Source organism: Streptomyces yangpuensis (genome assembly GCF_024666385.1).
Classification (GTDB): domain Bacteria; phylum Actinomycetota; class Actinomycetes; order Streptomycetales; family Streptomycetaceae; genus Streptomyces; species Streptomyces yangpuensis.
Genome location: NZ_CP102514.1, coordinates 1,553,785 through 1,580,270, shown reverse-complemented (window position 1 = coordinate 1,580,270; position 26,486 = coordinate 1,553,785). Strand labels below are relative to the sequence as shown.

Annotated in this window: 26 protein-coding genes; 20 read left to right on the top strand and 6 right to left on the bottom strand. The window is 70.9% G+C overall.

Features of this window, described 5'->3' with window-relative positions; translation table 11 throughout:
• The gene (locus tag NRK68_RS07320) at positions 1–321 is read right to left on the bottom strand and encodes a ferredoxin (RefSeq protein ID WP_030963772.1); all 321 of its coding nucleotides are present in this window, start codon (positions 319–321) and stop codon (positions 1–3) included.
• A gap of 264 nt (positions 322–585) precedes the next feature.
• Here NRK68_RS07320 and arc point away from each other — a divergent pair, with 264 nt between their 5' ends.
• The 6 genes from arc to prcA all read left to right on the top strand — a co-directional run bounded on the left by arc (position 586) and on the right by prcA (position 6,751).
• On the top strand, positions 586–2,352 hold the full coding sequence (gene arc / locus NRK68_RS07315; protein ID WP_030655926.1) for a proteasome ATPase: 1,767 nt from the start codon (positions 586–588) through the stop codon (positions 2,350–2,352).
• Between the two features lie 263 nt (positions 2,353–2,615).
• Positions 2,616–4,127: a depupylase/deamidase Dop gene (dop, locus tag NRK68_RS07310; RefSeq protein ID WP_183067676.1), complete on the top strand. Its 1,512-nt coding sequence runs from the start codon at positions 2,616–2,618 to the stop codon at positions 4,125–4,127.
• 175 nt (positions 4,128–4,302) lie between these two features.
• On the top strand, positions 4,303–4,515 hold the full coding sequence (locus tag NRK68_RS07305; protein WP_030233608.1) for a ubiquitin-like protein Pup: 213 nt from the start codon (positions 4,303–4,305) through the stop codon (positions 4,513–4,515).
• Positions 4,516–4,552: 37 nt separating this feature from the next.
• Positions 4,553–5,152: an endonuclease VII domain-containing protein gene (locus NRK68_RS07300; RefSeq protein WP_257855382.1), complete on the top strand. Its 600-nt coding sequence runs from the start codon at positions 4,553–4,555 to the stop codon at positions 5,150–5,152.
• The gene (prcB, locus tag NRK68_RS07295) at positions 5,104–5,943 is read left to right on the top strand and encodes a proteasome subunit beta (protein ID WP_183067674.1); all 840 of its coding nucleotides are present in this window, start codon (positions 5,104–5,106) and stop codon (positions 5,941–5,943) included. The genes NRK68_RS07300 and prcB overlap by 49 nt, the downstream gene beginning before the upstream one ends.
• 43 nt (positions 5,944–5,986) lie before the next feature.
• Complete coding sequence (prcA, locus tag NRK68_RS07290) at positions 5,987–6,751, top strand: proteasome subunit alpha (RefSeq protein ID WP_030655938.1); 765 nt, start codon at positions 5,987–5,989, stop codon at positions 6,749–6,751.
• A gap of 67 nt (positions 6,752–6,818) precedes the next feature.
• Here prcA and NRK68_RS07285 read toward each other — a convergent pair whose 3' ends face one another.
• Positions 6,819–7,823 (bottom strand): LacI family DNA-binding transcriptional regulator, encoded by a 1,005-nt coding sequence (locus NRK68_RS07285; protein ID WP_257855381.1) that lies wholly within the window; start codon positions 7,821–7,823, stop codon positions 6,819–6,821.
• A 134-nt stretch (positions 7,824–7,957) separates the two neighbouring features.
• Between NRK68_RS07285 and NRK68_RS07280 the strand changes: the two genes are divergently transcribed.
• The 12 genes from NRK68_RS07280 to NRK68_RS07225 all read left to right on the top strand — a co-directional run bounded on the left by NRK68_RS07280 (position 7,958) and on the right by NRK68_RS07225 (position 20,164).
• On the top strand, positions 7,958–9,220 hold the full coding sequence (locus NRK68_RS07280; RefSeq protein ID WP_183067672.1) for an MFS transporter: 1,263 nt from the start codon (positions 7,958–7,960) through the stop codon (positions 9,218–9,220).
• A 152-nt stretch (positions 9,221–9,372) separates the two neighbouring features.
• Positions 9,373–10,734: a Pup--protein ligase gene (gene pafA / locus NRK68_RS07275; RefSeq protein WP_030655944.1), complete on the top strand. Its 1,362-nt coding sequence runs from the start codon at positions 9,373–9,375 to the stop codon at positions 10,732–10,734.
• Between the two features lie 114 nt (positions 10,735–10,848).
• Complete coding sequence (locus NRK68_RS07270; protein WP_183067671.1) at positions 10,849–11,790, top strand: FKBP-type peptidyl-prolyl cis-trans isomerase; 942 nt, start codon at positions 10,849–10,851, stop codon at positions 11,788–11,790.
• Between the two features lie 39 nt (positions 11,791–11,829).
• Positions 11,830–12,210 carry an FKBP-type peptidyl-prolyl cis-trans isomerase gene (locus NRK68_RS07265; RefSeq protein WP_046780512.1) on the top strand — a complete coding sequence of 127 codons (381 nt, stop codon included), beginning with the start codon at positions 11,830–11,832 and terminating at the stop codon, positions 12,208–12,210.
• 127 nt (positions 12,211–12,337) lie between these two features.
• A complete protein-coding gene (locus NRK68_RS07260) occupies positions 12,338–13,294 on the top strand; it encodes a helix-turn-helix transcriptional regulator (protein ID WP_046780511.1) in 957 nt (318 codons plus the stop codon).
• 105 nt (positions 13,295–13,399) lie between these two features.
• On the top strand, positions 13,400–14,368 hold the full coding sequence (locus tag NRK68_RS07255; RefSeq protein WP_046780510.1) for a helix-turn-helix transcriptional regulator: 969 nt from the start codon (positions 13,400–13,402) through the stop codon (positions 14,366–14,368).
• Positions 14,369–14,382: 14 nt separating this feature from the next.
• Complete coding sequence (locus tag NRK68_RS07250; protein ID WP_183067669.1) at positions 14,383–14,610, top strand: CpXC domain-containing protein; 228 nt, start codon at positions 14,383–14,385, stop codon at positions 14,608–14,610.
• 27 nt (positions 14,611–14,637) lie between these two features.
• On the top strand, positions 14,638–14,838 hold the full coding sequence (locus NRK68_RS07245) for a hypothetical protein (protein ID WP_183067668.1): 201 nt from the start codon (positions 14,638–14,640) through the stop codon (positions 14,836–14,838).
• Between the two features lie 169 nt (positions 14,839–15,007).
• The gene (gene tatA, locus NRK68_RS07240) at positions 15,008–15,301 is read left to right on the top strand and encodes a Sec-independent protein translocase subunit TatA (protein ID WP_046780508.1); all 294 of its coding nucleotides are present in this window, start codon (positions 15,008–15,010) and stop codon (positions 15,299–15,301) included.
• A 47-nt stretch (positions 15,302–15,348) separates the two neighbouring features.
• The gene (tatC, locus tag NRK68_RS07235; protein ID WP_183067667.1) at positions 15,349–16,314 is read left to right on the top strand and encodes a twin-arginine translocase subunit TatC; all 966 of its coding nucleotides are present in this window, start codon (positions 15,349–15,351) and stop codon (positions 16,312–16,314) included.
• Between the two features lie 75 nt (positions 16,315–16,389).
• The gene (locus NRK68_RS07230) at positions 16,390–17,277 is read left to right on the top strand and encodes a diacylglycerol kinase (RefSeq protein ID WP_257855375.1); all 888 of its coding nucleotides are present in this window, start codon (positions 16,390–16,392) and stop codon (positions 17,275–17,277) included.
• A 46-nt stretch (positions 17,278–17,323) separates the two neighbouring features.
• The gene (locus NRK68_RS07225) at positions 17,324–20,164 is read left to right on the top strand and encodes a DEAD/DEAH box helicase (protein ID WP_257855371.1); all 2,841 of its coding nucleotides are present in this window, start codon (positions 17,324–17,326) and stop codon (positions 20,162–20,164) included.
• On the opposite strand, the gene NRK68_RS07220 is transcribed toward NRK68_RS07225, so the two are convergent.
• The 4 genes from NRK68_RS07220 to NRK68_RS07205 form a co-directional block, all read right to left on the bottom strand.
• Positions 20,161–21,144 carry an RluA family pseudouridine synthase gene (locus NRK68_RS07220; RefSeq protein WP_183067664.1) on the bottom strand — a complete coding sequence of 328 codons (984 nt, stop codon included), beginning with the start codon at positions 21,142–21,144 and terminating at the stop codon, positions 20,161–20,163. The genes NRK68_RS07225 and NRK68_RS07220 overlap by 4 nt on opposite strands.
• An 18-nt stretch (positions 21,145–21,162) precedes the next feature.
• The gene (locus tag NRK68_RS07215; protein ID WP_257855370.1) at positions 21,163–22,701 is read right to left on the bottom strand and encodes a serine hydrolase; all 1,539 of its coding nucleotides are present in this window, start codon (positions 22,699–22,701) and stop codon (positions 21,163–21,165) included.
• Between the two features lie 178 nt (positions 22,702–22,879).
• The gene (locus NRK68_RS07210) at positions 22,880–23,719 is read right to left on the bottom strand and encodes a siderophore-interacting protein (protein WP_257855369.1); all 840 of its coding nucleotides are present in this window, start codon (positions 23,717–23,719) and stop codon (positions 22,880–22,882) included.
• Between the two features lie 47 nt (positions 23,720–23,766).
• Positions 23,767–24,672, bottom strand: coding sequence for a 5'-3' exonuclease (locus NRK68_RS07205; RefSeq protein ID WP_183067711.1), 906 nt, complete (start codon positions 24,670–24,672; stop codon positions 23,767–23,769).
• 312 nt (positions 24,673–24,984) lie between these two features.
• Here NRK68_RS07205 and NRK68_RS07200 point away from each other — a divergent pair, with 312 nt between their 5' ends.
• Both NRK68_RS07200 and NRK68_RS07195 read left to right on the top strand, forming a co-directional pair.
• The gene (locus NRK68_RS07200) at positions 24,985–25,533 is read left to right on the top strand and encodes a helix-turn-helix domain-containing protein (RefSeq protein WP_183067710.1); all 549 of its coding nucleotides are present in this window, start codon (positions 24,985–24,987) and stop codon (positions 25,531–25,533) included.
• 5 nt (positions 25,534–25,538) lie between these two features.
• Positions 25,539–26,258, top strand: a complete 720-nt coding sequence (locus tag NRK68_RS07195; protein WP_373023481.1) for a helical backbone metal receptor — start codon at positions 25,539–25,541, stop codon at positions 26,256–26,258.
• The last annotated feature ends 228 nt before the right edge of the window (positions 26,259–26,486 follow it).

Genomic DNA, 26,486 nt, shown 5'->3' with positions numbered 1-26,486 from the left:
TCACTCCGCGTCCGGGCCGAAGACCTCCACCCCGTCCGAAACGCGCCGTACGTGAATGCAGTCGCCCGGGCATTCCTTCGCCGAGTCCACCACGTCCTGGAGCAGCGGCAGCGGCACCGGAGTGGTCGCCCCCACCTCCTGCAGGAGCTCGTCGTCCGCGCTCTTCACGTACGCCAGACCGTCGATGTCCAGCTCGAACACCTCGGGCGCGTACTGCGCGCAGATGCCGTCCCCGGTGCAGAGGTCCTGGTCGATCCAGACCTCTAGCGGCTCGCCGGCCCCACCGGCGCCGCCCGTCGGAGCGTCCTGCTGCACGGTCATATCTCCTGCCGTTCCCTGCGGTGAGTGATCCATCCCGGTCACAACCCGCAGCAAGTCGCGCGGGCCCTGACGGGTGTTGAACACTTCGACCTTACAACCGGCGGCATCCCGAGTTTGAGGGGTGGGTATTTCCTTGGCGTGAGGGAGTACGCAAGGGTGAAGATCGGACACACCTCTATCGTCTTTGTGATCTAGGGGTTTCAATCACCACCAGCCCAGGTAGGGTCAGGAAGCGTCCAGCTCCCCTTGGAGGAGGTGAGGACCGTGGCAGCCCACGACGACGACATCAACCGCGGCATCCGGCCCGCGCGAGGGTCCGAGGACCCCGCCGGCCAGGTTGCCTATCTCGAGCAGGAAATCGCCGTCCTGCGACGTAAGCTCGCCGACTCTCCGCGACACACGAGGATTCTCGAAGAGCGGATCGTCGAGCTCCAGACAAATCTGGCCGGCGTCTCCGCACAGAACGAACGACTCGCGAATACCCTCCGTGAGGCCCGCGACCAGATCGTGGCCCTCAAGGAAGAAGTCGACCGGCTCGCACAGCCGCCGGCAGGCTTCGGTGTCTTCCTCCAGGCGAACGAGGACGGCACCGTCGACATCTTCACCGGAGGCCGAAAGCTCCGCGTGAACGTCAGCCCCAGCGTCGACCCGGAGGACCTCCGGCGCGGCCAGGAAGTCATGCTCAACGAGGCCCTCAACGTGGTCGAGGCCATGGAGTTCGAGCGGGCCGGGGACATCGTCACCCTCAAGGAGATCCTCGAGGACGGCGAGCGCGCCCTGGTGGTCGGGCACACCGACGAGGAACGGGTGGTGAGGCTCGCCGAGCCGCTCCTGGACATCACCATCCGCCCCGGCGACGCCCTCCTGCTCGAACCCCGCTCCGGCTACGTCTACGAGGTCGTCCCCAAGAGCGAGGTCGAGGACCTGGTCCTCGAAGAGGTCCCCGACATCGACTACGACAAGATCGGCGGCCTGGGCGACCAGATCGAGCTGATCCGCGACGCGGTCGAGCTCCCGTACCTCTACCCCGACCTGTTCAAGGAACACGAACTGCGGCCCCCGAAGGGCATCCTGCTCTACGGCCCGCCCGGCTGCGGCAAGACGCTCATCGCCAAGGCCGTCGCCAACTCCCTTGCCAAGAAGGTCGCCGAGGTGACCGGACAGGCCCAGGGGAAGTCGTACTTCCTGAACATCAAGGGCCCCGAACTCCTCAACAAGTACGTCGGCGAGACCGAGCGGCACATCCGCCTGGTCTTCCAGAGGGCCCGCGAGAAGGCCAGCGAGGGCACCCCCGTCATCGTCTTCTTCGACGAGATGGAATCCCTCTTCCGCACCCGCGGATCCGGCGTCAGCTCGGACGTGGAGAACACCATCGTCCCGCAGCTCCTCGCCGAGATCGACGGCGTGGAGGGCCTGGAGAACGTCATCGTCATCGGCGCCTCCAACCGCGAGGACATGATCGACCCGGCCATCCTGCGCCCCGGCCGCCTCGACGTGAAGATCAAGATCGAGCGTCCGGACGCCGAGGCCGCGAAGGACATCTTCGCGAAGTACCTCAAGGCCTCGCTGCCCCTGCACACGGACGACCTGTCCGAACACCAGGGCTCCACGGCCGGCACCGTCCACAGCATGATCCAGACCGTCGTCGAGCAGATGTACGCCGAAACCGAGGAGAACCGCTTCCTCGAGGTCACGTACGCCAACGGCGACAAGGAAGTCCTTTACTTCAAGGACTTCAACTCGGGCGCGATGATCCAGAACATCGTCGACCGTGCCAAGAAGATGGCCATCAAGGCCTTCCTCGAACACAACCAGAAGGGCCTCCGGGTCTCCCACCTCCTCCAGGCATGCGTGGACGAGTTCAAGGAGAACGAGGACCTGCCCAACACCACCAACCCGGACGACTGGGCCCGAATCTCCGGTAAGAAGGGCGAGCGGATCGTATTCATCCGCACCCTCGTCACCGGAAAGCAAGGGGCGGACACCGGACGCTCCATCGACACGGTGGCCAACACCGGTCAGTACCTCTGATGCGGAGCGGCTGCGGATGCCCTCCCCGGGCATCCGCAGCCGCCTGCTTTACCCGACCGACCGACCGGCCGTATTCCAGCCGGTGACAGGGCAGATTCAATGACGGAAATGATCTCCCCACGAGCGCGCAGTGGTTCTAGGCTCTTCCGTACCGCCGGTCGCGCAGTGCGGGGACGGGCACCGCACAGTCACACGCACCGGAGCACCAGCGGTACTTGAGCGCCGCCCCCGTAAGGGGGGCGCCGCCGGGCAAGGAGGGCCGCATGACCGTACGGCGAGTAATGGGGATCGAGACGGAGTACGGGATCTCCGTCCCCGGTCACCCGAACGCCAATGCCATGCTCACCTCGTCCCAGATCGTCAACGCCTACGCGGCGGCGATGCACCGGGCGCGACGCGCCCGCTGGGACTTCGAGGAGGAGAACCCGCTGCGGGACGCCCGCGGCTTCGACCTCGCCCGCGAGGCCGCCGACAGCAGCCAGCTGACCGACGAGGACATCGGCCTCGCCAACGTCATCCTGACGAACGGCGCACGGCTCTACGTCGACCACGCGCACCCCGAGTACAGCTCCCCGGAGATCACCAACCCGCTGGACGCCGTACTCTGGGACAAGGCCGGCGAACGGATCATGGCCGAGGCCGCCGTCCGGGCCGCCCAGCTGCCCGGGGCCCAGCCGATCCACCTCTACAAGAACAACACCGACAACAAGGGCGCCTCCTACGGCACGCACGAGAACTACCTGATGAAGCGGGAGACCCCCTTCTCGGAGATCGTGCGCCACCTGACCCCCTTCTTCGTCTCGCGACAGGTCGTGACCGGAGCGGGACGCGTGGGCATCGGCCAGGACGGCCGCGAGCACGGCTTCCAGATCAGCCAGCGCGCGGACTACTTCGAGGTCGAGGTCGGCCTGGAGACCACCCTGAAGCGGCCCATCATCAACACCCGGGACGAGCCGCACTCCGACGCCGAGAAGTACCGCCGGCTCCACGTGATCATCGGCGACGCGAACCTCTCGGAGATCTCCACCTACCTCAAGCTCGGCACCACAGCCCTCGTCCTGTCCATGATCGAGGACGGGTTCATCGGCGTCGACCTGGCCGTCGACCAGCCCGTACGCACGCTCCACCACGTCTCCCACGACCCCTCGCTGAAGTACCTGATCACGCTGCGCAGCGGCCGGACACTGACCGCCGTGCAGCTCCAGATGGAGTACTTCGAGCTGGCCAGGAAGTACGTGGACGAGCGTTTCGGCTCGGACGCGGACGAGCAGACCAAGGACGTGCTGTCCCGCTGGGAGGACGTGCTGGGCCGGCTGGAGAGCGACCCGATGAGCCTGTCGGGCGAGCTGGACTGGATCGCCAAGCGGGAGATCCTGGAGGGCTACCGGCGCCGGGACGGCCTCGACTGGGACGCGGCGCGGCTGCACCTGGTGGACCTCCAGTACTCGGACGTACGGCCCGAGAAGGGCCTGTACAACCGTCTGGTGGCCCGCGGCAAGATGAAGCGGCTGGTGGACGAGGCGGCCGTGGAACGGGCCCAGAGCAAGCCTCCGGAGGACACCAGGGCGTACTTCCGCGGACGCTGCCTGGAGCAGTACGCGGACGACGTGGCGGCGGCCTCCTGGGACTCGGTGATCTTCGACCTCCCGGGCCGGGACTCGCTCCAGCGCGTCCCGACCCTCGAACCCCTGCGGGGGACCCGCAACCACGTCAAGGAGCTCCTGGACCGCTGCCGCACGGCGGAGGACCTGGTCCGGGTGCTTTCGGGGCAGTGAGCGCGGCTGAAATGCGGCCGGTCCGGGAATCATGAGGAGAACCGGACGTTGTGAAAGTCCGGGGACGAATGCCGGGCCCTCCCTATAGGGTCCGACGTAGGGTCTGATCTTGAGAGATCCCGAAATCCCGGGGTCTCTCGACATGAGCGTGCGAACCGAGCGGGGTGAGGTAGACATGGCGACCAAGGACACCGGCGGCGGACAGCAGAAGGCGACGCGCTCGACCGAGGAGGTCGAGGAGGCGGCGGTCGAGGAATCGACCGACCTCAAGGAGCGCCAGGAGAAGCTCTCCGACGACGTCGACTCCGTACTTGACGAGATTGACGATGTACTCGAGGAGAATGCCGAGGACTTCGTTCGGAGTTTCGTACAAAAAGGCGGCGAATAGCCTTCGAATCTAAGGTGAGCTCGCCAGCATTGGCTCCATGTTCAATGGAACGAAGTGGTGTCGCGGCTGCAGCCGGGACGTGCCGCTGAGCGGGTTCGCCCTGGACCGGAACCGTGGTGACGGCCTGCAGCCGAGGTGTCGCGAGTGCGTGGCTGAGTACAGTGCCGCGCACTACCGGCGCCGCCAGGCGGCCAGAGGCAAGGTCGTCAGGGAGAAAGTGGATGTCCCGTCCGGCCACAAGCTCTGCCGGCAGTGCGGTGAGGTCAAGCCGCACAGCGAGTGGCACAAGAACGCTTCGGCGTCTGACGGCTTATCCACTCGGTGCAAGGCGTGCCGAGCCATCCAGGGCCGGGCGGGGCATCTCAAACGCTCCTACGGCATGACCGAGGCCGATCGGGACGAGATGATCGCAGCTCAGGACGGGCTCTGCTGCATCTGTCTCAAGGCTCCGGCCATACATGTGGATCACTGCCACAAGACGGGTAGGGTCCGAGGCGTACTGTGCTTCAACTGCAACACGGCCATCGGCAAGTTGGGTGACGACCCCGACGCAGCCCGTCGGGTCGTCTCATACTTGGAGGGACACGCGTGGAAGCCAACAATCGTGGCACAGGGCGTCTACCGGCAGCCTTCCTGACGCCGGGGTCTTCGTCCTTCATGGACTTCCTGGGCGCGCACTCGCCCGAGATGCTGCCCGGCAACCGCAAGCTGCCGGAGGGTGTCGTCGAGGCGCCGCACGGGACGACCATCGTGGCCGTCACCTTCCCCGGCGGGGTCGTGCTCGCCGGTGACCGGCGGGCCACCATGGGGAACATGATCGCGCAGCGGGACATCGAGAAGGTGTTCCCGGCCGACGAGTACTCCGCGGTCGGCATCGCCGGTACGGCGGGCCTGGCCGTGGAGATGGTCAAGCTGTTCCAGCTGGAGCTGGAGCACTTCGAGAAGGTGGAGGGGACGACCCTCTCCCTGGAGGGCAAGGCCAACCGGCTCTCCACCATGATCCGGAGCAACCTCGGCATGGCGATGCAGGGCCTGGCGGTGGTGCCGCTCTTCGCCGGCTACGACGAGGCCAAGGAGAAGGGCCGGATCTTCTCCTACGACGTCACCGGCGGCCGCTCCGAGGAGCACGGCTACGCGGCGACCGGTTCCGGTTCGATCTTCGCGCGGGGCTCCATGAAGAAGCTCTACCGCCCGGACCTGACCGAGGAGCAGGCCACCACGCTGGTGGTGCAGGCGCTGTACGACGCCGCCGACGACGACTCGGCGACCGGCGGGCCGGACCTGTACCGCCACATCTACCCGATCGTCACCGTCATCACCGACGAGGGCTTCCGCCGGCTGACCGAGGACGAGTCGCAGGCGCTCGCCCGCTCGGTCACCGATCGTCGTCTCGAGCAGCCCGACGGCCCGCGCGCCGCCCTGCTCTGACCGCCCGTCACCTCGTCGCCCAGAAGAAAGGGACGGAAAGCCGGTGTCGACTCCGTTCTATGTGTCACCCCAGCAGGCCATGGCCGACCGGGCGGAATACGCCCGGAAGGGCATCGCCCGCGGTCGCAGCCTTGTCGTGCTGCAGTACGCCGACGGCATCGTGTTCGTCGGCGAGAACCCGTCCCGCGCGCTGCACAAGTTCAGCGAGATCTACGACCGGATCGGCTTCGCGGCCGCCGGTAAGTACAACGAGTACGAGAACCTGCGGATCGGCGGTGTGCGCTACGCGGATCTGCGCGGATACACCTACGACCGTGACGATGTGACGGCCCGTGGGCTGGCCAACGTGTACGCGCAGACCCTCGGCACGATCTTCTCCAGTGCCGGTGAGAAGCCGTACGAGGTGGAGCTGGTGGTGGCCGAGGTCGGTGCGACGGCCGCCGGTGACCAGATCTACCGGCTGCCGCACGACGGGTCGATCGTGGACGAGCACGGCTCGGTCGCGGTCGGCGGCAACGCCGAGCAGATCAGCACCTACCTGGATCAGCGCCACCAGGACGGGATGACGCTGTCGGAGGCGCTGAAGCTGGCCGTGGCGGCGCTGTCCAGCCAGGCCAACGGTGCCGACAAGGCGATTCCCGCGGAGCGGCTGGAGGTGGCGGTGCTGGACCGGACGCGGTCGCAGCAGCGCAAGTTCAAGCGGATCCGTGGCCGGCAGCTGTCGCGGCTGCTGGAGGCGGACGTGCCGGCCGCGGCGCAGGCGGACGCGGTGTCGAACGACGAGGCGCCGGAGGACGACGCCGAGTAGGACCAGGACCCGGGTGTGTGGCTCCGGTCGCCCCTTCGGGGGTGGCCGGGGCTTCGTCGTGTCCGGCTCAGGAGGCGGGGGCGGGGGCGGGGGCGGTGGAGTCGCGGACGACGAGGGTGACGGGGATGTCGGGGGCGGTCCAGGGGGTGCCTTCGAGGACGGCGAGGAGGGCGGTCATGCCCTGTTCGCCGACGCGTTCGGCGGGGAGGTGGACCGTGGTGAGCTCGGGTTCGACGGCGGTGGCGAGGGCGAGGTCGTCGAAGCCGGTGACGGAGAGGTCCTCGGGGACGCGCAGGCCGAGGCGGCGGGCGGCCTTGCAGGCGCCGGCGGCGAGGATGTCGTCGTCGCAGACGACGGCGGTCGGCCGGCCCAGGGGGGCCGCGAGGGCGGCTTCCATGGCCGTACGGGCGCCGTCGGCGGTGAGGGGGGACCGTACGGTGCGCAGCTCGGTGCCGGGGCCCAGGAGGGTCGTGAGGGCTTCGGCGCGGGTGTCGAAGGTCCAGGAGTCGACGGCGGAGGCGAGGTGGAGGAAGCGTCGGTGGCCGAGGCCGAGGAGGTGCTGGGTGACCTGGCGCATGCCGTCGGCCATGGCGAGGTTGACGTGGGCGGCGGCGCCTCCGGCGCGGGGGTCGCTGTCGAGCATGACGAGGGGGAGGGTGTCGCCGCCGATGGCCTGGAGGGCGTGGGCGGCCATGGAGGAGGCGATGACGCCGTCGAGGGCGGCGCGGGCGGAGGCGAAGGGGTCGCGGGCGGGGCCGGTGCCGTCGGGGGAGGGGTAGAGGACGACGCCGAATCCGTGTTCGGCGGCGACGCGGGCGGCGCCGGTGTAGACGCGGGCGAAGAACTCGTTGGTGAGGGCGGGGACGACGAGGAGGGCGGTGCGGGTGGAGCCGAGGCGGAGGTTGCGGGCGGCGAGGTTGGGCCGGTAGCCGAGGCGGGTGGCGGTCTCGCGGACGAGGGCGGCGGTGCGTTCGGAGACGCGGCCGGGCCATTTGTCGCCGAGGACGAGGGAGACGGTGGCCTGGGAGACCCCGGCGGCGGTGGCCACGTCCCGGCTGGTGGGTCTCGTCACACGGGGCTCCTGCGGGGCGGGGTCGGGGGTGGTTTCGCGGTCTGCGGGGTGGACCCGTGGACTGTGGCCATGGTACGTATGACGAGTCACGTTATACGTATTACCCCGGCTGGGCCGGGCAGAAGGGGGCCGTCATGGCCGCGGGATACGCGGAGCTGCTGAGGACCCGGCACGCCGCGAGGCTGCTGGCGGGGACGCTCGTGGGCAGGCTGCCGAACGCCACCGCGCCGATCGCGATCGTGCTGTTCACGCGCGCGGAGGGCGGCAGCTACAGCCTGGCGGGGGCGCTGGCCGCGGTGTACGGGCTGGCGAACGCGGTGGGCCAGCCGTTGCTGGGGCGGGCCGTGGACCTGTTCGGGCAGCCGCGGGTGCAGCTGCCGGCGGCGCTCCTGTCCGCGCTCGGGATGGTGTGGCTGGCGCTCGCGGGCACGGGCTCGGCGGTCGCGGCGTACGCCGCGGTGGTGGTCGGCGGGCTGTTCACGCCGCCGCTGGAGGGCGGGCTGCGGGCTCTGTGGCCGAGCGTGCTGGGGGGCCGTGAGGAGAAGGTCCACGCGGCGTACGCGATGGACGCGGTGGCCCAGGAGATCATGTTCACCGTCGGTCCGCTGCTGGTGACGCTGTTCGTGGCGGTGTGGTCGCCGGCCGGGGCGCTGCTGGCCCTGAACGCGATCGGGGTGCTGGGCGCGCTGTCGGTCGTGGCCAGCGAGCCGTCGCGGACGTGGCGCTCGGAGCCGCGGGAGGCCCACTGGCTGGGGGCCCTGCGCTCGCGGGGGCTGCTGGCGCTGCTGGGTGCGTTCTTCTTCGTGGGTATGGCGCTGGGTTCGATCACGGTGGCCGGTGTGGCGTACGCGGACGGCAACGGTGGCCAGGCGGTGTACGGCTGGCTGATGGCGGCGCTCGGGCTGGGCGCGCTGATCGGCGGGGTGTTCTACGGCGCCCGTCAGTGGGCGGGTGCGCCCGAGCGGCGGCTGCGGCTGCTGGTCGCGCTGCTCGCGGTCTGCTACCTGCCGTTGCTGCTGACCCCGGGGCCGGTGGCGATGACGGCGCTGGCGGCGCTGTCGGGCGTGTTCCTGGCGCCGGCTCTGGCGTGCGCGTTCATCGTGGTGGACCGGCACGCGCCGACGGGCACGGTGACCGAGGCCTTCTCGTGGCTGGTGACCTTCTTCGGGGTGGGTGCGGCGATCGGTACGGCGGCCGCCGGTCCGGCGGTGGAGCTGGGCGGCACCGCGTGGGGCTTCGGCGTGGCGTGCGCCGCGGGCGGTGCGGCGCTGCTGGTGCTGATGGTGACTCAGGGGGCGCTGGCAACTGCGGGGCGCAGCCGTGCGGTGGCGGGTTCTCCGCGGGCAGTGCCGGACGGCTCGGGCGAGGTGGCTCCGCAGGCCCGGTCGGCGCAGTGAGGTCCGGGCGCGCCGGTGCGGCGCGCCCGTGGTGGTCACGGCCCGTGCGGCGGGCGTTCGGCGGCCCGTTCGGCGGCCTGCTCGGGGGAACTGATCGAAACGGCGGCTGCGAACCCGGTTTCAGAAGAGGGCAGAAGGCGTAATGTTCAGTCATGGACCGCCGCATTTTCGGGCTGGAGAACGAGTACGGCGTCACGTGCACGTTCAGGGGACAGCGCCGACTGTCTCCTGACGAAGTGGCGCGCTACCTCTTCCGCCGTGTCGTGTCATGGGGCCGCAGCAGCAATGTGTTCCTGCGGAACGGTGCCCGCCTCTACCTCGACGTGGGTTCGCATCCGGAATACGCAACTCCCGAATGCGACAACGTGACCGAGTTGGTCACGCACGACAAAGCAGGCGAGCGCATTCTTGAAGGCCTGCTCGTCGACGCCGAACGCCGCCTGCACGAGGAGGGAATCGCGGGCGACGTCTATCTCTTCAAGAACAACACCGACTCGGCGGGCAACTCGTACGGCTGCCACGAGAACTACCTGGTGGCCCGGCACGGGGAATTCTCCCGCCTGGCGGACATTCTCATTCCGTTCCTCGTGACGCGTCAGCTGATCTGCGGCGCGGGCAAGGTGCTGCAGACCCCCCGGGGCGCGGTCTACTGCGTGAGTCAGCGGGCCGAGCACATCTGGGAGGGCGTCAGCTCCGCCACGACGCGTTCGCGGCCGATCATCAACACGCGCGACGAGCCGCACGCGGACGCGGAGCGGTACCGCCGCCTCCACGTCATCGTCGGCGACTCGAACATGTCCGAGACGACCATGCTGCTGAAGGTCGGGGCGACCGACCTGGTGCTGCGCATGATCGAGGCGGGCACGGTGATGCGGGACCTGACCCTGGAGAACCCGATCCGGGCGATCCGCGAGGTCAGCCATGACATCACGGGCCAGCGCAAGGTGCGCCTGGCGAGCGGCCGGGAGGCCTCCGCGCTGGAGATCCAGCGGGAGTACTACGACAAGGCGGTGGACTTCGCCGAGCGCCGGGGCATCCGTACCGGTGTGGTGGACCAGGTGCTGGAGCTGTGGGGCCGCACGCTGGACGCGATCGAGGCGGAGGACCTGGACCGGATCGGCACCGAGATCGACTGGGTGATGAAGTACCAGCTGATCGAGCGGTACCGCGGCAAGCACAACATGACCATGTCGAATCCGAGGGTGGCTCAGATAGACCTCGCCTACCACGACATCCACCGCCGGCGGGGGCTGTACTACCTGCTGGAGCGCAAGGGGCAGGCGGCGCGGATCTGCAACGACCTCAAGATCTTCGAGGGCAAGTCGGTGCCCCCGCAGACCACGAGGGCGCGGCTGCGCGGCGACTTCATCCGCCGGGCGCAGGAGCAGCGGCGGGACTTCACGGTCGACTGGGTGCACCTGAAGCTCAATGACCAGGCGCAGCGGACGGTGCTGTGCAAGGACCCGTTCCGGTCGGTGGACGACCGGGTGGAGAAGCTGATCGCCGGGATGTAGCGGGTGGTGTGACGCCTCACTTCTCGCCGGGGCCCCGTACGTCTCTCGTACGGGGCCCTGTGCACGGCTTAGAGTGGCGGGCGACCGCCTTGCCGTCTGAGATCTGAGGAACACGTGCGCCGACTTGCCGGCCTGCTTGTCGTACCCCTTCTGCTGCTGTCGACAGCGGCCTGTGGCGACGACAGCGGCTCCGACTCCGCCCAGATGAAGAACGGAGCGCCCGCGATCACGAAGGGCGCCGAGTTCGGGGAGACGCCCACCCTGGCCAAGGGGAAGGGCGAGCCGCCCAAGGAGCTGAAGGTGGTGACCGTCAAGGAGGGCACCGGCCAGGTGCTGAAGAAGGGCGACATCGCCCAGGTCAACTACTACGGCCAGGTGTGGGACGGTGCCGAGCCCTTCGACCAGAGCTTCGGCAAGGGCAAGCCGTTCGACGTGACGATCGGCGCGGGCGCCGTCATCAAGGGCTGGGACCAGGGCCTGGAGGGTCAGAAGGTCGGCAGCCGTGTCGTGCTGGTGATCCCGCCGGACCTCGGCTACGGAGCCCAGGGCTCGCCCCCGAAGATCAAGGGGAACGCCACGCTGGTGTTCGTCGTGGACATCGTCAAGGGTGCCACGGTCCCGGCCTCGGCCACGGGCAAGGAAGTCGCGCAGGACAACAAGGACCTGCCGAAGGTCGGTACGAACACGGACGGCAAGGAAGTCTCCGTGGCCGTCCCGAAGGACGTCACCCCGCCGGCGAAGCTGGTGTCGAACTACGTCCTGGAGGGCGACGGTCCGGCGGTGACGGACACGAACAGCGTCGTCGTCAAGTTCCACGGCAAGACCTGGAAGGACGACAAGACGTTCGAGAGCACCTACACCTCCGGGCAGTCGGTGACCTGGCCGCTGGAGCAGCTGCAGGTGAAGGGCCTGAAGGACGGCATCGTCGGCAAGAAGGTCGGCAGCCGCATCCTGCTGGTGATCCCGCCGGACATGGGCTTCGGGGACAAGGAGCAGGGGACCATCCCGGCCAACTCGACGCTGGTCTTCAGTCTCGACATCCTCGCGGTGATGTAAGACTGTCCCGGTTGTCCACATAGTTTGAGGAGCAGTTCCGTGAGCGACAAGCTCGAAAAGCCCGAGATCGACTTCCCCGAGGGCCCGGCCCCGACCACGCTGGTCAAGGAGGACATCTGGCTGGGCGACGGTGCCGAGGCCAAGGCCGGCGACCGTGTCTCCGTCCACTACGTGGGTGTGGCCTTCTCCACCGGTGAGGAGTTCGACGCTTCCTGGAACCGCGGTTCCGCGCTCCAGTTCCAGCTCGGCGTCGGTCAGGTCATCGCCGGCTGGGACCAGGGTGTCCAGGGCATGAAGGTCGGCGGCCGCCGCAAGCTGGTCATCCCGGCCGACCTGGCCTACGGCGACCGTGGCGCGGGCGGTGCGATCGCCCCGGGCGAGACGCTGATCTTCGTCTGCGACCTGGTCAAGGTCGGCTGAACGGAACATCCGTGAGCAGTGCAGGGGCCCCGCCGTGAGGCGGGGGCCCTCGCTTTTTGTCCGGGACCGCCGGGGCGGTACGGTCAACGGTCACGAGTGTGTGTCGAGAACGGGGGGAAGGGCGTCGATGGCGATTGCCAAGGCCGAGCGTCTGATGAATCTGGCGCTGTGTCTGCTGGGGACCCGCCGGCCGCTGAGCAAGCGCGAGTTGCGCGGTTCGATCGAGGCCTACATGGAAGCCGGCAACGACGAGTCCTTCAACCGCATGTTCGAGCGGGACAAGGACGACCTGCGTGAACTCGGTCTGGTGATCGAGACGGTGGAGAACCTGGAGGGGGAGACGGGCTACCTGGCCCGCCGGGACAGCAACCGGCTGCCCCCGGTCTCCCTCGACGCGGAGGAGGCCGCGGCCCTGGGGCTGGCGGCCAAGGTCTGGCAGCAGGCCCGCCTCGCGGGAGCCGCCAGTGGCGCCCTGCAGAAGCTGCGGGCGGGCGGGATGCCGGAGGCCGACAACCCGTACGAGGGCCAGTCCAGCGCCATCGAACCGCGGATCCCGGTCCACGAGGCGGCCTTCGAGCCGCTGATGCTGGCCTGCCGGGACCGCCGGCCGGTGGTCTTCGACTACCGCAAGTCGACCGCGGCCCGGCCCGAGACCCGTCAGGTGGAGCCCTGGGCGCTGGAGTGCTGGCGCGGCCACTGGTACCTGGCCGGCTTCGACCGCGACCGCGGGGCGGAGCGGGTGTTCCGGCTCTCGCGGATCACCGGGAAGGTCCGCTCGCGCGCGGCGAAGTACACCGCGGAGGTACCGGACGTGGTGACCGTACGGGAGACCGTGGCGAGCTGGGCCGGGGAGAGCGCGGACCGGTCCGCGCTGATCCGGCTGCGGGCCGGGGCCGGCTACCCGCTGCGGGCCAAGGCCACGGCGGTCCGCGAGGGCGCGGACGGCTGGGACGAGCTGGAGATCCCCTACGGGCACGGGCTCGACGCCTGGCTGGTGGAGTTCGGCCCCGACGTCGTCGTGGTCGGGCCCGCCGATCTGCGCGCGGACGTGGTCGACCGGCTGCGGGCAGTGGCCGGGGCCTGACACGCTTTCCGGGTACCGCCCCCGGTGCCGGGCCGGTCCGCCCGCCGCCGCACCATTCATCACCGCGACATCCACAGACGTGCCCTGAGGGGGAGACGTACCAGCATGGCTGCCAACGCCATCGACCAGACCCGCCGGATGCTGTCCCTGGTGACGTACCTGCGCGAGCGCCCGGGTGCGCACGTCGCCGACGTCGCCCGCGCCTTCGGCATCACCGAGGACGAGCTGATCTCGGACCTCGACGTGCTGCCCATGTGCGGCACCAGCTTCCGGGGCGGGGACCTGCTCGACATCGACACCGACGGGGAGCGCATCTGGTGGCGCAATCCCGACGCCTCGGGAGAGTCCACCGCCGAACCGCTGCGGCTGGCCGCCGACGAGGCGACCGCGCTGCTCGTCGCCGCGCGCGCGGTGGCGACGCTGCCGGGGCTGCGCGAAAGCGACCGGGACGCCCTGCTGCGGGCCACCGCGAAGCTGGAGGCGGCCGCCGGCGAGGCGGCCGGGGCCAGCTCCCGGCTGTCGGTGACCTTCGAGTCCGAGGGCGGGGTCTTCGCGGACGTCGACCGGGCCATCGCCGAACGTCGGCGGCTGTGGCTGCGCTACTACTCGCCGGCCCGTGACGAGCTCACCGAGCGCGAGGTCGACCCCATCCGGCTCTTCGCGGTGGGACACACCTACATGGAGGGCTGGTGCCACCTCTCCGAGGCCCGGCGCACCTTCCGGCTCGACCGGGTGGCCGAAATCCGGCTGCTGGACGAGCGGGCGGAACCGCCCGCCATCGAGCCGCGCGACCTGTCCGAGGGCCTCGTCCAGCCGTCCGCCGAGGACCCGGAGGTCGTCGTCGAGGTCGGCCCCGGCGGACGCTGGGTCGCCGAGTACTACCCGCACGACAGCGCCGAGGAGCTCGCGGACGGTGGCCTGCGCATCACGCTGCGCACCCCCGACCCGGGCTCGCTGCGCCGTCTCGCGCTGCGGCTGGGCCGGGAGGGGCGGATCGTGGCCCCCGCCGAACTGGCGGACAGCGCGCGCAGCGCCGCCCGGGAGGCCCTCGCGGGGTACGGGGAACAGGTCTGAGGGGAGCGCGGTCGATGTCTCCAACGTCCGGGCCGGTCGCCTTCAAGGCCTCCTGTCCCGAGTGCCGCGCCCGCTTCGAGCTGGACGCGGGCGCCCTGCGGCTGGCCATCGGCGGCAGCCGCAGGGCCACGTTCTACTCCTTCACGTGTCCTGCATGCGGTGCCGCCGTCCGCAAGCCGGCCGGCGACCGCATCGTGGAGCTGCTGACCGGCGGCGGCGTCAGCACCCTGCGCAGCATCTGAGGCGGCCGGTGGCCTAGGCTCGGCCCCATGCTGTGGCCGATGTTCGCAATTGTCCTGGGCTTCCTCGGAGTGGCCGTGCTCGCCGTGCTCGCCGTGCGCGTGTACACGGAGGTGCGACGGCTCTCCGCGGAGGTGGCGCTGGCCGGCCGGCGGATCGGCGCCGCGTCGGCCGACCTGGAGCGGGAGGCGGCGGGGCTGGCGCGAGCGGGCCACGACGTACGGCCGTAACGAACGAGACAGCCGTGTGACCGGGGGATTGACAACCGGCCAGGACGCAAGCCGGGGTATGCCGGGGGATTGCCGGGCGTTTACCCCCTGGGGTTACGATCCTCGGTAGAGACAGTCCCAGGCGCCCGTGTCCGGTGTGCTGTGAACCTCGGAGAAAAGGAAGATACCTATGTTCGGCAACCTCAGGGGTTGGGAAATCTTCGTCATTCTCGGAGTCATCATCCTGCTGTTCGGCGCCAAGAAGCTCCCCGACATGGCCCGCTCCCTCGGCAAGTCGGCCCGCATCCTCAAGAGCGAGGCCAAGGCCATGAAGAAGGACGGCGAGTCCGACGACGCGGCCGCCGCCCCGGCCGCCGACGCCTCCGCGCAGCAGCCGGTCGCCCCGCGCACCATCCAGGCGGCGCCCGGTGACGTCACCAGCTCCCGGCCGGTCAGCGAGCCGAACCGCACCGCCCAGGGCTGACGGACGCCCGTCACGCCAGTCATCTGCAACGAGACAAGGGACGTGGGTTGCTCAAGTCTGCCCGCAAGCAGGAGAAGCAAGAACGAAAGGCAAAGGACGCCGAAGGGCGCATGCCTCTCGTCGAGCACCTGCGCGAACTGCGTAACCGCCTGCTGAAGTCGGTCCTGGCGATCCTCGTCATCACGATCATCGCGGCCTTCTTCTACCGGGACATCATCAACTTCCTGTTGAAGCCGATGCTGGACTCCGTCGGCTGCACCAACGGGGTGGTGACCCAGCGCAACGGGCGCCCCTGTGCCGACATGACCGTGAACGGCCTGATCTCGGCGTTCTCGATCGCCCTCAAGGTCTCGCTGATGGCCGGTGTCGTGCTCTCCGCACCGGTGTGGCTCTACCAGCTGTGGGCGTTCGCCGCGCCCGGGCTGCACAGCCACGAGAAGAAGTACGCGCGCAGCTTCGTCGCGGTCGGAGCGCCCCTGTTCATGGCCGGCGCCGTGCTCGCGTACAAGATCCTCCCGCAGACCGCGATGATCATGCTGGAGTTCACGCCCGACCACGCGCGCAACCTGCTGCCGGTCGACGACTACCTCGACCTGGTCACCCGCATGGTGATCGTCTTCGGTCTCGCCTTCGAGCTGCCGCTGCTGCTGATCCTGCTGAACTTCACCGGCGTGCTCACCGGCAAGCGCCTCGCCGGCTGGTGGCGGGGCATGGTCCTCGGCATCACGGTCTTCGCCGCCTTCGCGACGCCCACCGGTGACCCGCCGACCATGCTCGCGCTGGCCCTGCCCATCGTGGCCCTCTACTTCGCGGCCGTCGGCCTCTGCCTCCTCAACGACCGCCGGCGCCGCCGCAACGACCCCGACGCGGGCCTGAGTGACGACGAGGCCTCGCAGCTCGACCTCACCCCCGAGCCGATCGGCCGGATGGAAACCGTCCAGGCCCCCGCCGCGCTGCCCGGACAGGCCGACGGCGGACGCCAGCGGATCAACGGGTACGACGACGCCACCTGACGGGTACGCCCCCGGCACTGCCGGGGGTCCCCGGGGCGCCCGGGCCCGCGGACGGGCTCCGGTACATTCCCGGGAGTGAGCTACGAGGTCACTCTCTTCGTCAATCCCACCGCGGGACGCGGCCGGGGCGCGCACGCCGCGCAGCCGGCCGCTTCCGCTCTGCGGGCGGCAGGCTTCTCCGTACGGACCCTGGTGGGCGCCGACGCACCCGACGCGCTGGCCCGGCTGACCGGCGCGGTCCGCGAGGGCACCGGCGCCGTGGTCGCGGTGGGCGGCGACGGCATGGTCTCCCTGGCGCTCCAGGCGCTCGCCGGCACCCCGGTGCCGCTCGGCGTGGTCGCGGTCGGCACCGGCAACGACTTCGCCCGGGCCACGGGCCTGCCCGTACGCGATCCCGCGCGGGCCGGCCGGCTGGCCGCCGAGGCGCTCAAGGAGAGCCGGATCCGCGACGTCGACCTCGGGCGCGTGGGCAGCACCTGGTACGGGACCGTGCTGTGCTCCGGCTTCGACTCGAAGGTCAACGACCGCGGCAACCGGATGCGGCTGCCGGCCGGCCGCTTCAAGTACGACCTGGCGATGATCGCGGAACTGGCCGCCTTCCGGCCCTTCCCCTACCGCATCACCCTCGACGACGGCCCGGTGATCGAGACCGAGGCCACGCTGGTGGCCGTCGGCAACGGCTCCTCCTACGGCGGCGGCATGCGCATCTGCCCGGACGCCGCACCCGACGACGGCCTCTTCGACGTCACGGTCGTCGGCGACTGCGGCCGGGCCACCCTGCTGACGGTGTTCCCGCGGGTCTACCGGGGCGGACACGTCTCCCACCCCAAGGTGAGCGTCCACCGCGCCCGGAAGATCACCCTGGAGTCGCCCGGACTGACCGCGTACGTCGACGGGGAGCCCCTCGGGCCCCTCCCGGTGACCGCCGAGTGTGTGCCCGGGGCGGTCCGGCTCCTCACATAAATGATCGAGACTGTTGTCAGACCCGGCGGGTAGGCTCGACAGCAAGATGACCGAAGAACTCTCACCCGCCGAGCGGTACGCCGCTGCCCGGATCCGCGCCGCCGAAGAGGCCACCGCCCTGGCCCCCTTCCGCGAGATGTACGACTTCGACCTGGACCCGTACCAGGTGGAGGCATGCAAGGCGCTGGAGGCCGGCAAGGGCGTCCTCGTCGCCGCCCCGACCGGCTCGGGCAAGACCATTGTCGGCGAGTTCGCCGTGCACCTGGCCCTCGCCCAGGGCCGCAAGTGCTTCTACACGACGCCGATCAAGGCGCTCTCGAACCAGAAGTACGCCGACCTCGTCAAGCGCTACGGCGCCGACAGGGTCGGCCTGCTGACCGGCGATAACAGCGTCAACTCCGAGGCGCCGGTGGTCGTGATGACCACCGAGGTGCTCCGCAACATGCTGTATGCGGGCTCCCAGTCCCTCCTCGGCCTCGGCTACGTCGTGATGGACGAGGTCCACTACCTCTCCGACCGGTTCCGCGGAGCCGTCTGGGAGGAAGTGATCATCCACCTCCCCGAGTCGGTGACCCTGGTCTCCCTCTCCGCCACCGTGTCCAACGCCGAGGAGTTCGGCGACTGGCTCGACACCGTGCGCGGCGACACCGAGGTGATCGTCTCCGAGGAGCGGCCCGTGCCGCTGTGGCAGCACGTCATGGCCGGCCGCCGGATCCACGACCTCTTCGAGGAGGAGTCCGACCACGGCGGCCGCGGCTCCGCGCGCCGGGAGGTCAACCCCGACCTGCTGCGCATGGCCCGCGAGGAGAACAGCCGCAGCTACAGCCCCAAGGACCGGCGGCGCGGCAAGATGATCCGCGAGGCCGACCGCGAGCGCGAGCGGCGCTCCCGCGGCCGGATCTGGACCCCGTCCCGCCCCGAGGTCATCGCCCGCCTCGACAACGACGGGCTGCTGCCCGCCATCAACTTCATCTTCAGCCGGGCCGGCTGCGAGGCCGCCGTCCAGCAGTGCCTGTTCGCGGGCCTGCGGCTCAACGACGAGGCCGCGCGGCTGAAGGTCCGTGAGCTGGTCGAGGCCCGCACCGCCGCCATCCCCACCGAGGACCTGCACGTCCTGGGCTACTACGAGTGGCTCGAAGGCCTGGAGCGGGGCATCGCCGCGCACCACGCCGGCATGCTCCCGACCTTCAAGGAGGTCGTGGAGGAGCTCTTCGTCCGCGGCCTGGTCAAGGCCGTCTTCGCCACCGAGACCCTGGCGCTCGGCATCAACATGCCCGCGCGCACGGTGATCCTGGAGAAGCTGGTCAAGTGGAACGGCGAGCAGCACGCCGACATCACCCCCGGCGAGTACACGCAGCTGACCGGCCGGGCCGGCCGGCGCGGCATCGACGTCGAGGGCCACGCCGTCGTGCTCTGGCAGCGGGGCATGGACCCGGCCGGACTCGCCGGCCTCGCCGGCACCCGTACGTATCCGCTGCGCTCCAGCTTCAAGCCCTCGTACAACATGGCCGTCAACCTGGTCAGCCAGTTCGGGCGGCACCGCTCGCGCGAGCTGCTGGAGACCTCCTTCGCACAGTTCCAGGCCGACCGCTCGGTCGTCGGGATCTCCCGGCAGGTCCAGCGCAACGAGGAGGGACTGGAGGGCTACCGCGAGGGCATGACCTGCCACCTGGGGAACTTCGAGGAGTACGCGCAGCTGCGCCGCGACCTCAAGGACCGCGAGACGGAGCTGGCCAAGCAGGGCGCGGCCCAGCGGCGGGTGCAGGCGGCCAGTTCACTGGAGAAGCTCAAGCCGGGCGACATCATCCACGTGCCGACGGGCAAGTTCGCCGGACTCGCGCTGGTCCTGGACCCGGGCGTACCGGCCGGACGGGTCCACGGCAGCCGCGGCTACGAGTACGCCGAGGGCCCGCGCCCGCTGGTGCTCACCGCCGAGCGGCAGGTCAAGCGGCTCGCCGCGATCGACTTCCCGGTCCCGGTCGAGGCGCTCGACCGGATGCGGATCCCCAAGACCTTCAACGCCCGCTCGCCGCAGTCCCGTCGGGACCTGGCGTCCCAGCTGCGCAGCAAGGCCGGGCACATCACCCCGGAGCGGCGCTCCCGCGGCCGGGCCGCGGCCGCCGACGACCGTGAGATCGCCAGGCTGCGCACCGAGCTGCGGGCGCACCCCTGCCACGGCTGCGACGAGCGCGAGGACCACGCCCGCTGGGCGGAGCGCTACCACCGGCTCAAGCGGGACACGCAAGCGCTGGAGCGGCGGATCGAGGGCCGGACGAACACCATCGCCCGTACCTTCGACCGGATCCACGCCCTGCTGACCGAGCTGGACTACCTGCGCGAGGACGAGGTCACCGTGCACGGCAAGCGGCTCGCCCGGCTGTACGGCGAGCTCGACCTGCTGGCGTCCGAATGCCTGCGCGCCAGGATCTGGGAGGGCCTGAACCCTGCCGAACTGGCCGCCTGCGTCTCGGCGTTGGTCTTCGAGGCCCGGCAGTCCGACGACGCGGTCGCGCCGAAGGTACCGGGCGGCGCGGCGAAGGCGGCGCTCGGCGAGATGGTCCGCATCTGGGGGCGGCTCGACGCGCTGGAGGAGGAGTACCGCATCAACCAGGCGGAGGGCGTGGGCCAGCGCGAGCCGGACCTCGGCTTCGCGTGGGCGGCGTACCAGTGGGCCTCCGACAAGAGCCTGGACGAGGTGCTGCGCGAGGCGGAGATGCCGGCCGGTGACTTCGTGCGCTGGTGCAAGCAGGTCATCGACGTGCTCGGGCAGATCGCGGCGGCGGCCCCGTCGGCCGCCGGCGACAGCGGCAGCACGGTCGCGAAGAACGCCCGCAAGGCCGTCGACGCGCTCCTGCGGGGCGTGGTGGCCTACAGCTCCGTCGGCTAGCCGTACCGGGGCGTCGCCGGCTGGGAGGTGCCCGCCTCCCAGCCGGGGCGGTCGTGCCAGGCCTGGAGGGTGCGGGTGCTGTCGAAGCGGTGTGCGGTGCCGGTGACCGGGTCGGTGAACGCCAGTACCCGGGCGAGGAGTTGCAGGGGCCGCCGGTAGTCGTCCGGAGCCGGGTCGGTGACCTGCGGGTAGACCGGATCGCCCAGGATGGGCAGGCCCAGGCCGTTCATGTGCACCCGCAGCTGGTGGGTGCGGCCGGTGTGCGGGGTCAGCCGGTAGCGGCCCAGGCCGCCGCGGACGTCGACGAGTTCGATCAGGCTCTCGGCGTTGGGCGGGCCGGGGACCTCGGTCGCGGCGATCACCCCGCGGACCTTCTCGATCCGGCTGCGGACCGTGCGCGGGAAGGCCAGCGCCGCGTCGCGGGGCGCGAGGGCCTCGTACTCCTTGTGCACCTCGCGCCGCTGGAAGAGGAGCTGGTAGGCGCCGCGGTCCTCGGGCCGGACGCTGAACATCACCAGGCCCGCGGTGAGCCGGTCCAGCCGGTGTGCCGGGCTGAGCCCGGGCAGGTCCAGCTCCTCGCGCAGCCGGGCCAGGGCGGTCTCGGTGATGTGGCTGCCGCGCGGGGTGGTCGCCAGGAAATGCGGCTTGTCCACGACGAGGAGGTGCTCGTCCCGGTGGACCACGCGGACCGCGAACGGCACCCGGGGCTCCGGTTCCGTGTCCCGGTGGAACCACAGGTAGCCGCCGGGCTCGTACGGGTCCCGCGCGCGCAGCACCCGGCCGCCCGGGCCCAGGACCCGGCCGGCGGCCAGCAGCCGCGCCATGGACTCCTCGCCGCGGGTGCCGGCGTAGCGGGCGGTGAGGTAGCTGCCGAGGTCCGGCCAGGTCCCGCCGGGGTCGGGCGGCAGCCGGAGCCGGACCGGGTCGATGCCGGCCCGCTGGGGGAGGGGCGAGGGGGGCGGCTGGGTTCTGCGTCTCATCGGGGACAGGCTATGCGGCTACTGCCGGGTGAAGGTGCCCAGGTGGTTCTCGTCGAGGTACTCGACGCGGAGTTTGCCGTCCGTGAAGAACACGCCGGTGCGGCCGACGGCGTTCTCGCCGGTGGTCTCGAAGCTGAAGGTGTCGCCGTCGTAGTGGGTCAGCGGGAAGCGCATCGGCTTCGGGCCGAGGGAGAGGGTGAGCGCGCCGTCGCCGGCGGCGGTGACGGTGGCCTTGCCGTAGTAGGGGTTGTCGTAGGTGCCGGTGTACGCGGCGCTGTCGCGGGCCGGCTTCGCACCGGCGGGCGGGTGGGCGTAGTCGGTCTCGGACCGGCCGACTGAGAACGTCTGGGCGTAGCTCGCGGCCACCAGCGGCAACCAGTCGGTGGTGGGCTTGCCGTACTGGGCCGTGTCGAAGAAGTCCAGGGCGACGGAGTCGGCCAGCCCGACCGGGGCGCCGTTGGTCAGGACGACGATGCCGAGCCGCTCCAGCGGGAGCATCGTGACGTTGGAGTTCACGCCGAGGGCGAAGCCCCCGGAGTGGCTCAGGCGCAGCCGGCCCGCGTCGTCGTAGGAGACGTTCCAGCCGAGCCCGTAGAACTGCGGGGTGCCGCGGCCGGTCACGGCCTGGGACACGATCTCGGGCTGGTAGGTGCGGGCGAGGGCGTCGGCCGGGACGATCCGCTTCCCGTCCAGGCTGCCGGTGTCCAGGTGGAGCCGCAGCCAGCGGGACATGTCGCGGGCGGTGGAGCTGGCCCCGCCCGCAGGGGTCTGGGCGTCGGCGTCGCGGACGTAGCGGGGGCTCCAGGTGCCGTCCGGGTTGCGGACGTGGCCCCACGCCCGGTCCGGGGCTTTGGCGTAGGCGTCGAACTCGGTACTGGTGCGGGTCATCCCGGCGGGCTTGAAGAGCGTGTCCTCGCTGAGCTTCTGCCAGCTCACGCCCTGGCCACGGGCGACGGCCTCGGCGGCGGCGGTGAGCCCGAAGTTGGTGTAGGCGTAGCTCGCACGGAAGGGGGTCAACGGCTCCTCGCGCAGGTGGTCGAGGATGTAGGCCCGGTCGTAGCCGAGATCCTCGAGGAGGTCCCCGGCGTGGTCGGGGAGGCCGCTGCGGTGCGAGAACAGGTCGGCGGGGGTGACGTGGGAGGTGACCCAGGGGTCCTTGAGGGCGAAACCGGCGAGGGAGCCGGCAAGGGGCTTGTCCCAGGCACCGGGATCGGCCAGGGCGCCGGCGATGACGGTGGAGGACACGGGCTTGGAGACGGAGGCCAGCTGGAAGACGCTGTCGGGGTCGACCTTGGCACTCTCGCCGGTGCGACGCAGGCCGAAGCCTTTGAGGTAGACCACCTCGCCGTTGTGGACGACGGCGACCGCGACGCCCGGGACGCCGGTGCGGCGCATCTTTTCCGCGATGGAGCCGTCTAGGGCGGCGACGGCCCTGCCGACGGCGGCGTCGGTCAGTTGGGGGCGCGGAGCGGGGGGCGGGCTCGGTGCCGCCGTGGCCGCCGAGGCGGTGAGGAGGACCGCGGCCCCTGCCGCTCCGAGGGTGCGAAGCGTACGCATGGGGACATTCTCCCGCCGTACGCCGGTTGGCGCGCGCCGCGGCCGGGGGTGCGCGGTGCGACGCCGTTGCGGGGGCGCCGCGCCCGTGCCCCCGCGCCTCGAACGCCGGCGGGGCTGGAGCGTGCGGGGTGCCGCCCCCGCGGGGCCCGGGGGACGGACCGCTGACCGCCCCGGAGGGTCAGGCGGCGGCGCGGTGTTCCTGTTCGGCTTCGACGGTTGCGTTCCAGTCGCGCTTGATCGCGCGCCAGCCCTCGTCCGTCTCGCCCAGGCGCCAGTAGCCCGAGATCGACAGGCGTTCGCGGGCGATGCCGCGCTCCAGGCGGAGGTGGCGGCGCAGGTCCTTGACGAAGCCGGCTTCGCCGTGGACGAAGGCGTGGACGTCCGTCGAGGGGAACTCCATGGCCTGGACCGCCTCGACGAGGGCCGCGCCGACCGGGCGGTCGCCGCGGTGGAGCCAGACCGGTGCGACGCCGTCGGGGGTGGCGACCTTCAGCTCGTCGGCCGGGCCGTCGATCTCCACGATGGCGTGGACCCGCGCGCCCGCCGGCATCCGCTCCATGGCCGCGGCGATCGCCGGCAGCGCGCTCTCGTCACCGACCAGGAGGTGCCAGCCCGCTGTCGGGTCCGGGGCGTAGGCGCCGCCCGGGCCGAGGAAGTGCACGATCTCGCCCGGCCGGGCACGGGCGGCCCACGGGCCGGCCAGGCCCTCGTCGCCGTGGACGACGAAGTCGAGGGTCACCTCGTTGCGGACCGGGTCCCAGTTCCGCACGGTGTAGGCGCGCTGGCGCGGCCACTGCGCCCGCGGAAAGTCGCCGCGGATACGTTCCAGGTCCCACGGAGCAGGGTAGGCGACACCCTCGGGAGCGAAGAGGAGTTTCACGTAATGGTCGGTGTACTCGCCCGCGCCGAAGTCGGCCAGGCCCTCACCACCCAGCACGAGCCGCACCATGTGCGGCGAGAGCCGCTCGGTGCGTACGACAACGGCGGTGCCGACAGAGCGGCCGCGTCCTTCTGCCACGGTATCCCCTGACTCCCATGAAACTTAGCCTTACCTAAGTTAGCACCTCAGAAGCGCAGGGCGCCGCTCAGACGGGACACAGCCCCACCCAATCCCCACCGATGGGCTAGTGCGTCGACCAGCTCGGGCTGCGCCGGGGCCGCCGGAAGGACCGCGTCGAACTGCGGAAGCGGCACGTCGGAGGCCACCTTGACCACCTTCGGGGCCACCGCCAGATACGGCCGTGACTCGTCCAGCCGCTTGCGCTGGGTGGGGGTCAGCTTCGACTTCGGGTCGTCGACGGCCGCGACGATCCCGGCCAGGTTCCCGTAGGCGTCGAGCAGCTTCGCCGCCGTCTTCTCACCGATGCCGGGGACGCCCGGCAGGCCGTCGCTCGGGTCGCCGCGCAGCAGGGCGAGGTCCGCGTAACCGGGGCCGTCCACCCCGTACTTCTCCCGCAGCCACGCCTCGTCGGTCACCTGCAGGGTGCCCACGCCCTTGAGCGGGTACAGCACCCGCCGCTGCCGGGCGTCGTCCACGAGCTGGTACAGGTCCCGGTCGCCGGTGACGATGTCGACCGGGCCCGTCGCGCGGGAGGTGAGCGTCCCGATCACGTCGTCCGCCTCGTACCCGGCGACGCCGACCCGGGCGATGCCGAAGGCGTCCAGGGCGGCCTCGATGATCGGTACCTGCGGGGCGAGCGTGTCCGGGGTCTCCTCCACATCGGGGCCCGTCTCTGTCTCGACGGCGACCCGGTGCGCCTTGTATGAGGGGATCAGCTCCACCCGCCAGTGCGGCCGCCAGTCGGCGTCCATGCACGCGACCAGGTCGTCCGGCCGGTGGTCCTGAACGAGCCGGGCGATGAAGTCGAGGAGCCCGCGCACGGCGTTGACCGGGGTGCCGTCCGGGGCCTTCACGGAGTCCGGCACCCCGAAGTAGGCGCGGTAGTAGAGGGAGGCGGTGTCCAGGAGCATCAGGCGTCGTGTCGTCACGGAGACGATGATGCCGCAATGCGCCATGGCGCCCTTCCTGTCACCGGGCGCCCCCACGCGCACCCGACCGCCCCCCTGAACACCACGCACCGTGAGCGGGTGGGTACGGGAAGACCGGTGCGGGCGAAACCGGGGGCGGTTGCTGCGTAAGGTGCTTACAGCACACCGATGTGCGACGGACATGGGGAGGGCAGCCCCGAGATGAACGACAGGGACGGCACGGACGGCCTGAGCGGCAAGCTGGACGACAGGGACGACAAGAGCAAGGACAAGGACGGCAAGGAACCGCTGCGGGTGGGAGTGGCCGTGCGCAAGCGCCGCCGTGCGCTCCACCTGACGCTGGCCGCCGTGTCGGCGCGGAGCGGTCTGTCGGTGCCCTTCCTGAGTCAGATAGAGAACGAGCGGGCCCGGCCCAGCATGCGCTCCCTGGAGCGCGTCGCGGACGCCCTGGAGACCACGGCCGTCGAGCTGCTGGCCGCCTCCGACACCGCGCGCACGGTGGACCTCGTACGGGCCGGGGACGAGTCCGGGCTGACCCCCGTGCCGGGCGTACGGCCCCTCGTCCGCGGCCACCACCAGCTGCACGCCCTGGAGTTCACCGGGGACCAGGACGCCGGGCGCGAGTACCAGCACCGCAACGACGAACTCATGTACGTGGTCGAGGGCGCCTGCCAGGTCGAGGCCGAGGGCCGGGCGTACCGGCTGGAGAGCGGGGACGCGCTGTTCCTCTCCGGGGGCGTGCGCCACCGCTGGCGGGCCGTCAGCGAGGACACCCGGATCCTGGTGGTCGCGGTGGGCGACCACATCCACGCGACGTCCGAGCCCCCGTCCCCCGGGCAGTGAGCGGCGTGCGGCGCGTCGTGTCGCTGGTGCCGTCGCTGACGGAGGCGGTGGCCGTGAGCGCGCCGGGTCTGCTGGTCGGGGCGACCGACTGGTGCACGCACCCCGCGGACCTCGGGGGCGCGGAGCGGATCGGCGGGACGAAGAACCCCGACGTGGGCAGGATCGCGGCACTCCGCCCGGATCTGGTGATCGCCAACGAGGAGGAGAACCGGGCACCGGACCTGGACGCGCTGCGCGCGGCGGGCGTGGAGGTGCTCGTCACCGAGATCCGCGACCTTCCGCAGGCGCTGCGAGAACTGGACCGGGTACTGGTGGGGGCGCTGGGGCTGGCGAGGCCCGGGTGGCTGGTGGACGCGGAGGCGGCGTGGGCCCGCGCGGTGCCGGTGGAAGAGCTCACGGCCTTCGTGCCGGTGTGGCGGCGGCCGTGGATGGTGCTGGGCCGGGACACCTTCGCGGGGGATCTGCTGGGGCGGCTGGGCGTGCGGAACGTTTATGCGGGGCATGCGGAGCGGTACCCGCGGGTTTCGGTGGAGGAGCTGGCCGCGGCGGGCTGTGATCTGGTGGTGCTGCCGGACGAGCCGTACGCCTTCGCGGCGGGCGACGGGCCGGAGGCCTTCCCCGGCCTGCCGGCGGCGCTCGTCAGTGGCCGCCACCTGACCTGGTACGGGCCATCGCTGGCGGAGGCGCCGACGGTACTGGCGCAGGCCCTGCGGGCGGCGCGCTGATCGGCTCCCGCCGGGGTGGCCACTGGTCCTGCTGGGCGGTGGTGTGCGGTGCGGGGCGGTGCGCTTCGGCTCCCGCCGGGGGTGCTGGGGCTCCGCCCCAGACCCCGCGCCTCAAACGCCGGCGGGGCTGGATTTCGCCGGCCAGGAGTGCACAGGGTGGGGCGGTGCCCCGGCGGAATGTCTCCTCGGCTCGGCGCGGACTGTTCGTCCCGGGCCAGGCGGCCTTGG

Bases quoted from the DNA above. Each gene is read 5' to 3' on its own strand.
- NRK68_RS07320 (WP_030963772.1), bottom strand. From the start codon at position 321: ATGACCGTGCAGCAGGACGCTCCGACGGGCGGCGCCGGTGGGGCCGGC.
- dop (WP_183067676.1), top strand. From the start codon at position 2,616: ATGACCGTACGGCGAGTAATGGGGATCGAGACGGAGTACGGGATCTCC.
- NRK68_RS07305 (WP_030233608.1), top strand. From the start codon at position 4,303: ATGGCGACCAAGGACACCGGCGGCGGACAGCAGAAGGCGACGCGCTCG.
- NRK68_RS07300 (WP_257855382.1), top strand. From the start codon at position 4,553: ATGTTCAATGGAACGAAGTGGTGTCGCGGCTGCAGCCGGGACGTGCCG.
- NRK68_RS07280 (WP_183067672.1), top strand. From the start codon at position 7,958: ATGGCCGCGGGATACGCGGAGCTGCTGAGGACCCGGCACGCCGCGAGG.
- pafA (WP_030655944.1), top strand. From the start codon at position 9,373: ATGGACCGCCGCATTTTCGGGCTGGAGAACGAGTACGGCGTCACGTGC.
- NRK68_RS07260 (WP_046780511.1), top strand. From the start codon at position 12,338: ATGGCGATTGCCAAGGCCGAGCGTCTGATGAATCTGGCGCTGTGTCTG.
- NRK68_RS07255 (WP_046780510.1), top strand. From the start codon at position 13,400: ATGGCTGCCAACGCCATCGACCAGACCCGCCGGATGCTGTCCCTGGTG.
- NRK68_RS07250 (WP_183067669.1), top strand. From the start codon at position 14,383: ATGTCTCCAACGTCCGGGCCGGTCGCCTTCAAGGCCTCCTGTCCCGAG.
- NRK68_RS07245 (WP_183067668.1), top strand. From the start codon at position 14,638: ATGCTGTGGCCGATGTTCGCAATTGTCCTGGGCTTCCTCGGAGTGGCC.
- tatA (WP_046780508.1), top strand. From the start codon at position 15,008: ATGTTCGGCAACCTCAGGGGTTGGGAAATCTTCGTCATTCTCGGAGTC.
- NRK68_RS07225 (WP_257855371.1), top strand. From the start codon at position 17,324: ATGACCGAAGAACTCTCACCCGCCGAGCGGTACGCCGCTGCCCGGATC.
- NRK68_RS07220 (WP_183067664.1), bottom strand. From the start codon at position 21,144: ATGAGACGCAGAACCCAGCCGCCCCCCTCGCCCCTCCCCCAGCGGGCC.
- NRK68_RS07215 (WP_257855370.1), bottom strand. From the start codon at position 22,701: ATGCGTACGCTTCGCACCCTCGGAGCGGCAGGGGCCGCGGTCCTCCTC.
- NRK68_RS07205 (WP_183067711.1), bottom strand. From the start codon at position 24,672: ATGCTCCTGGACACCGCCTCCCTCTACTACCGCGCCTACTTCGGGGTG.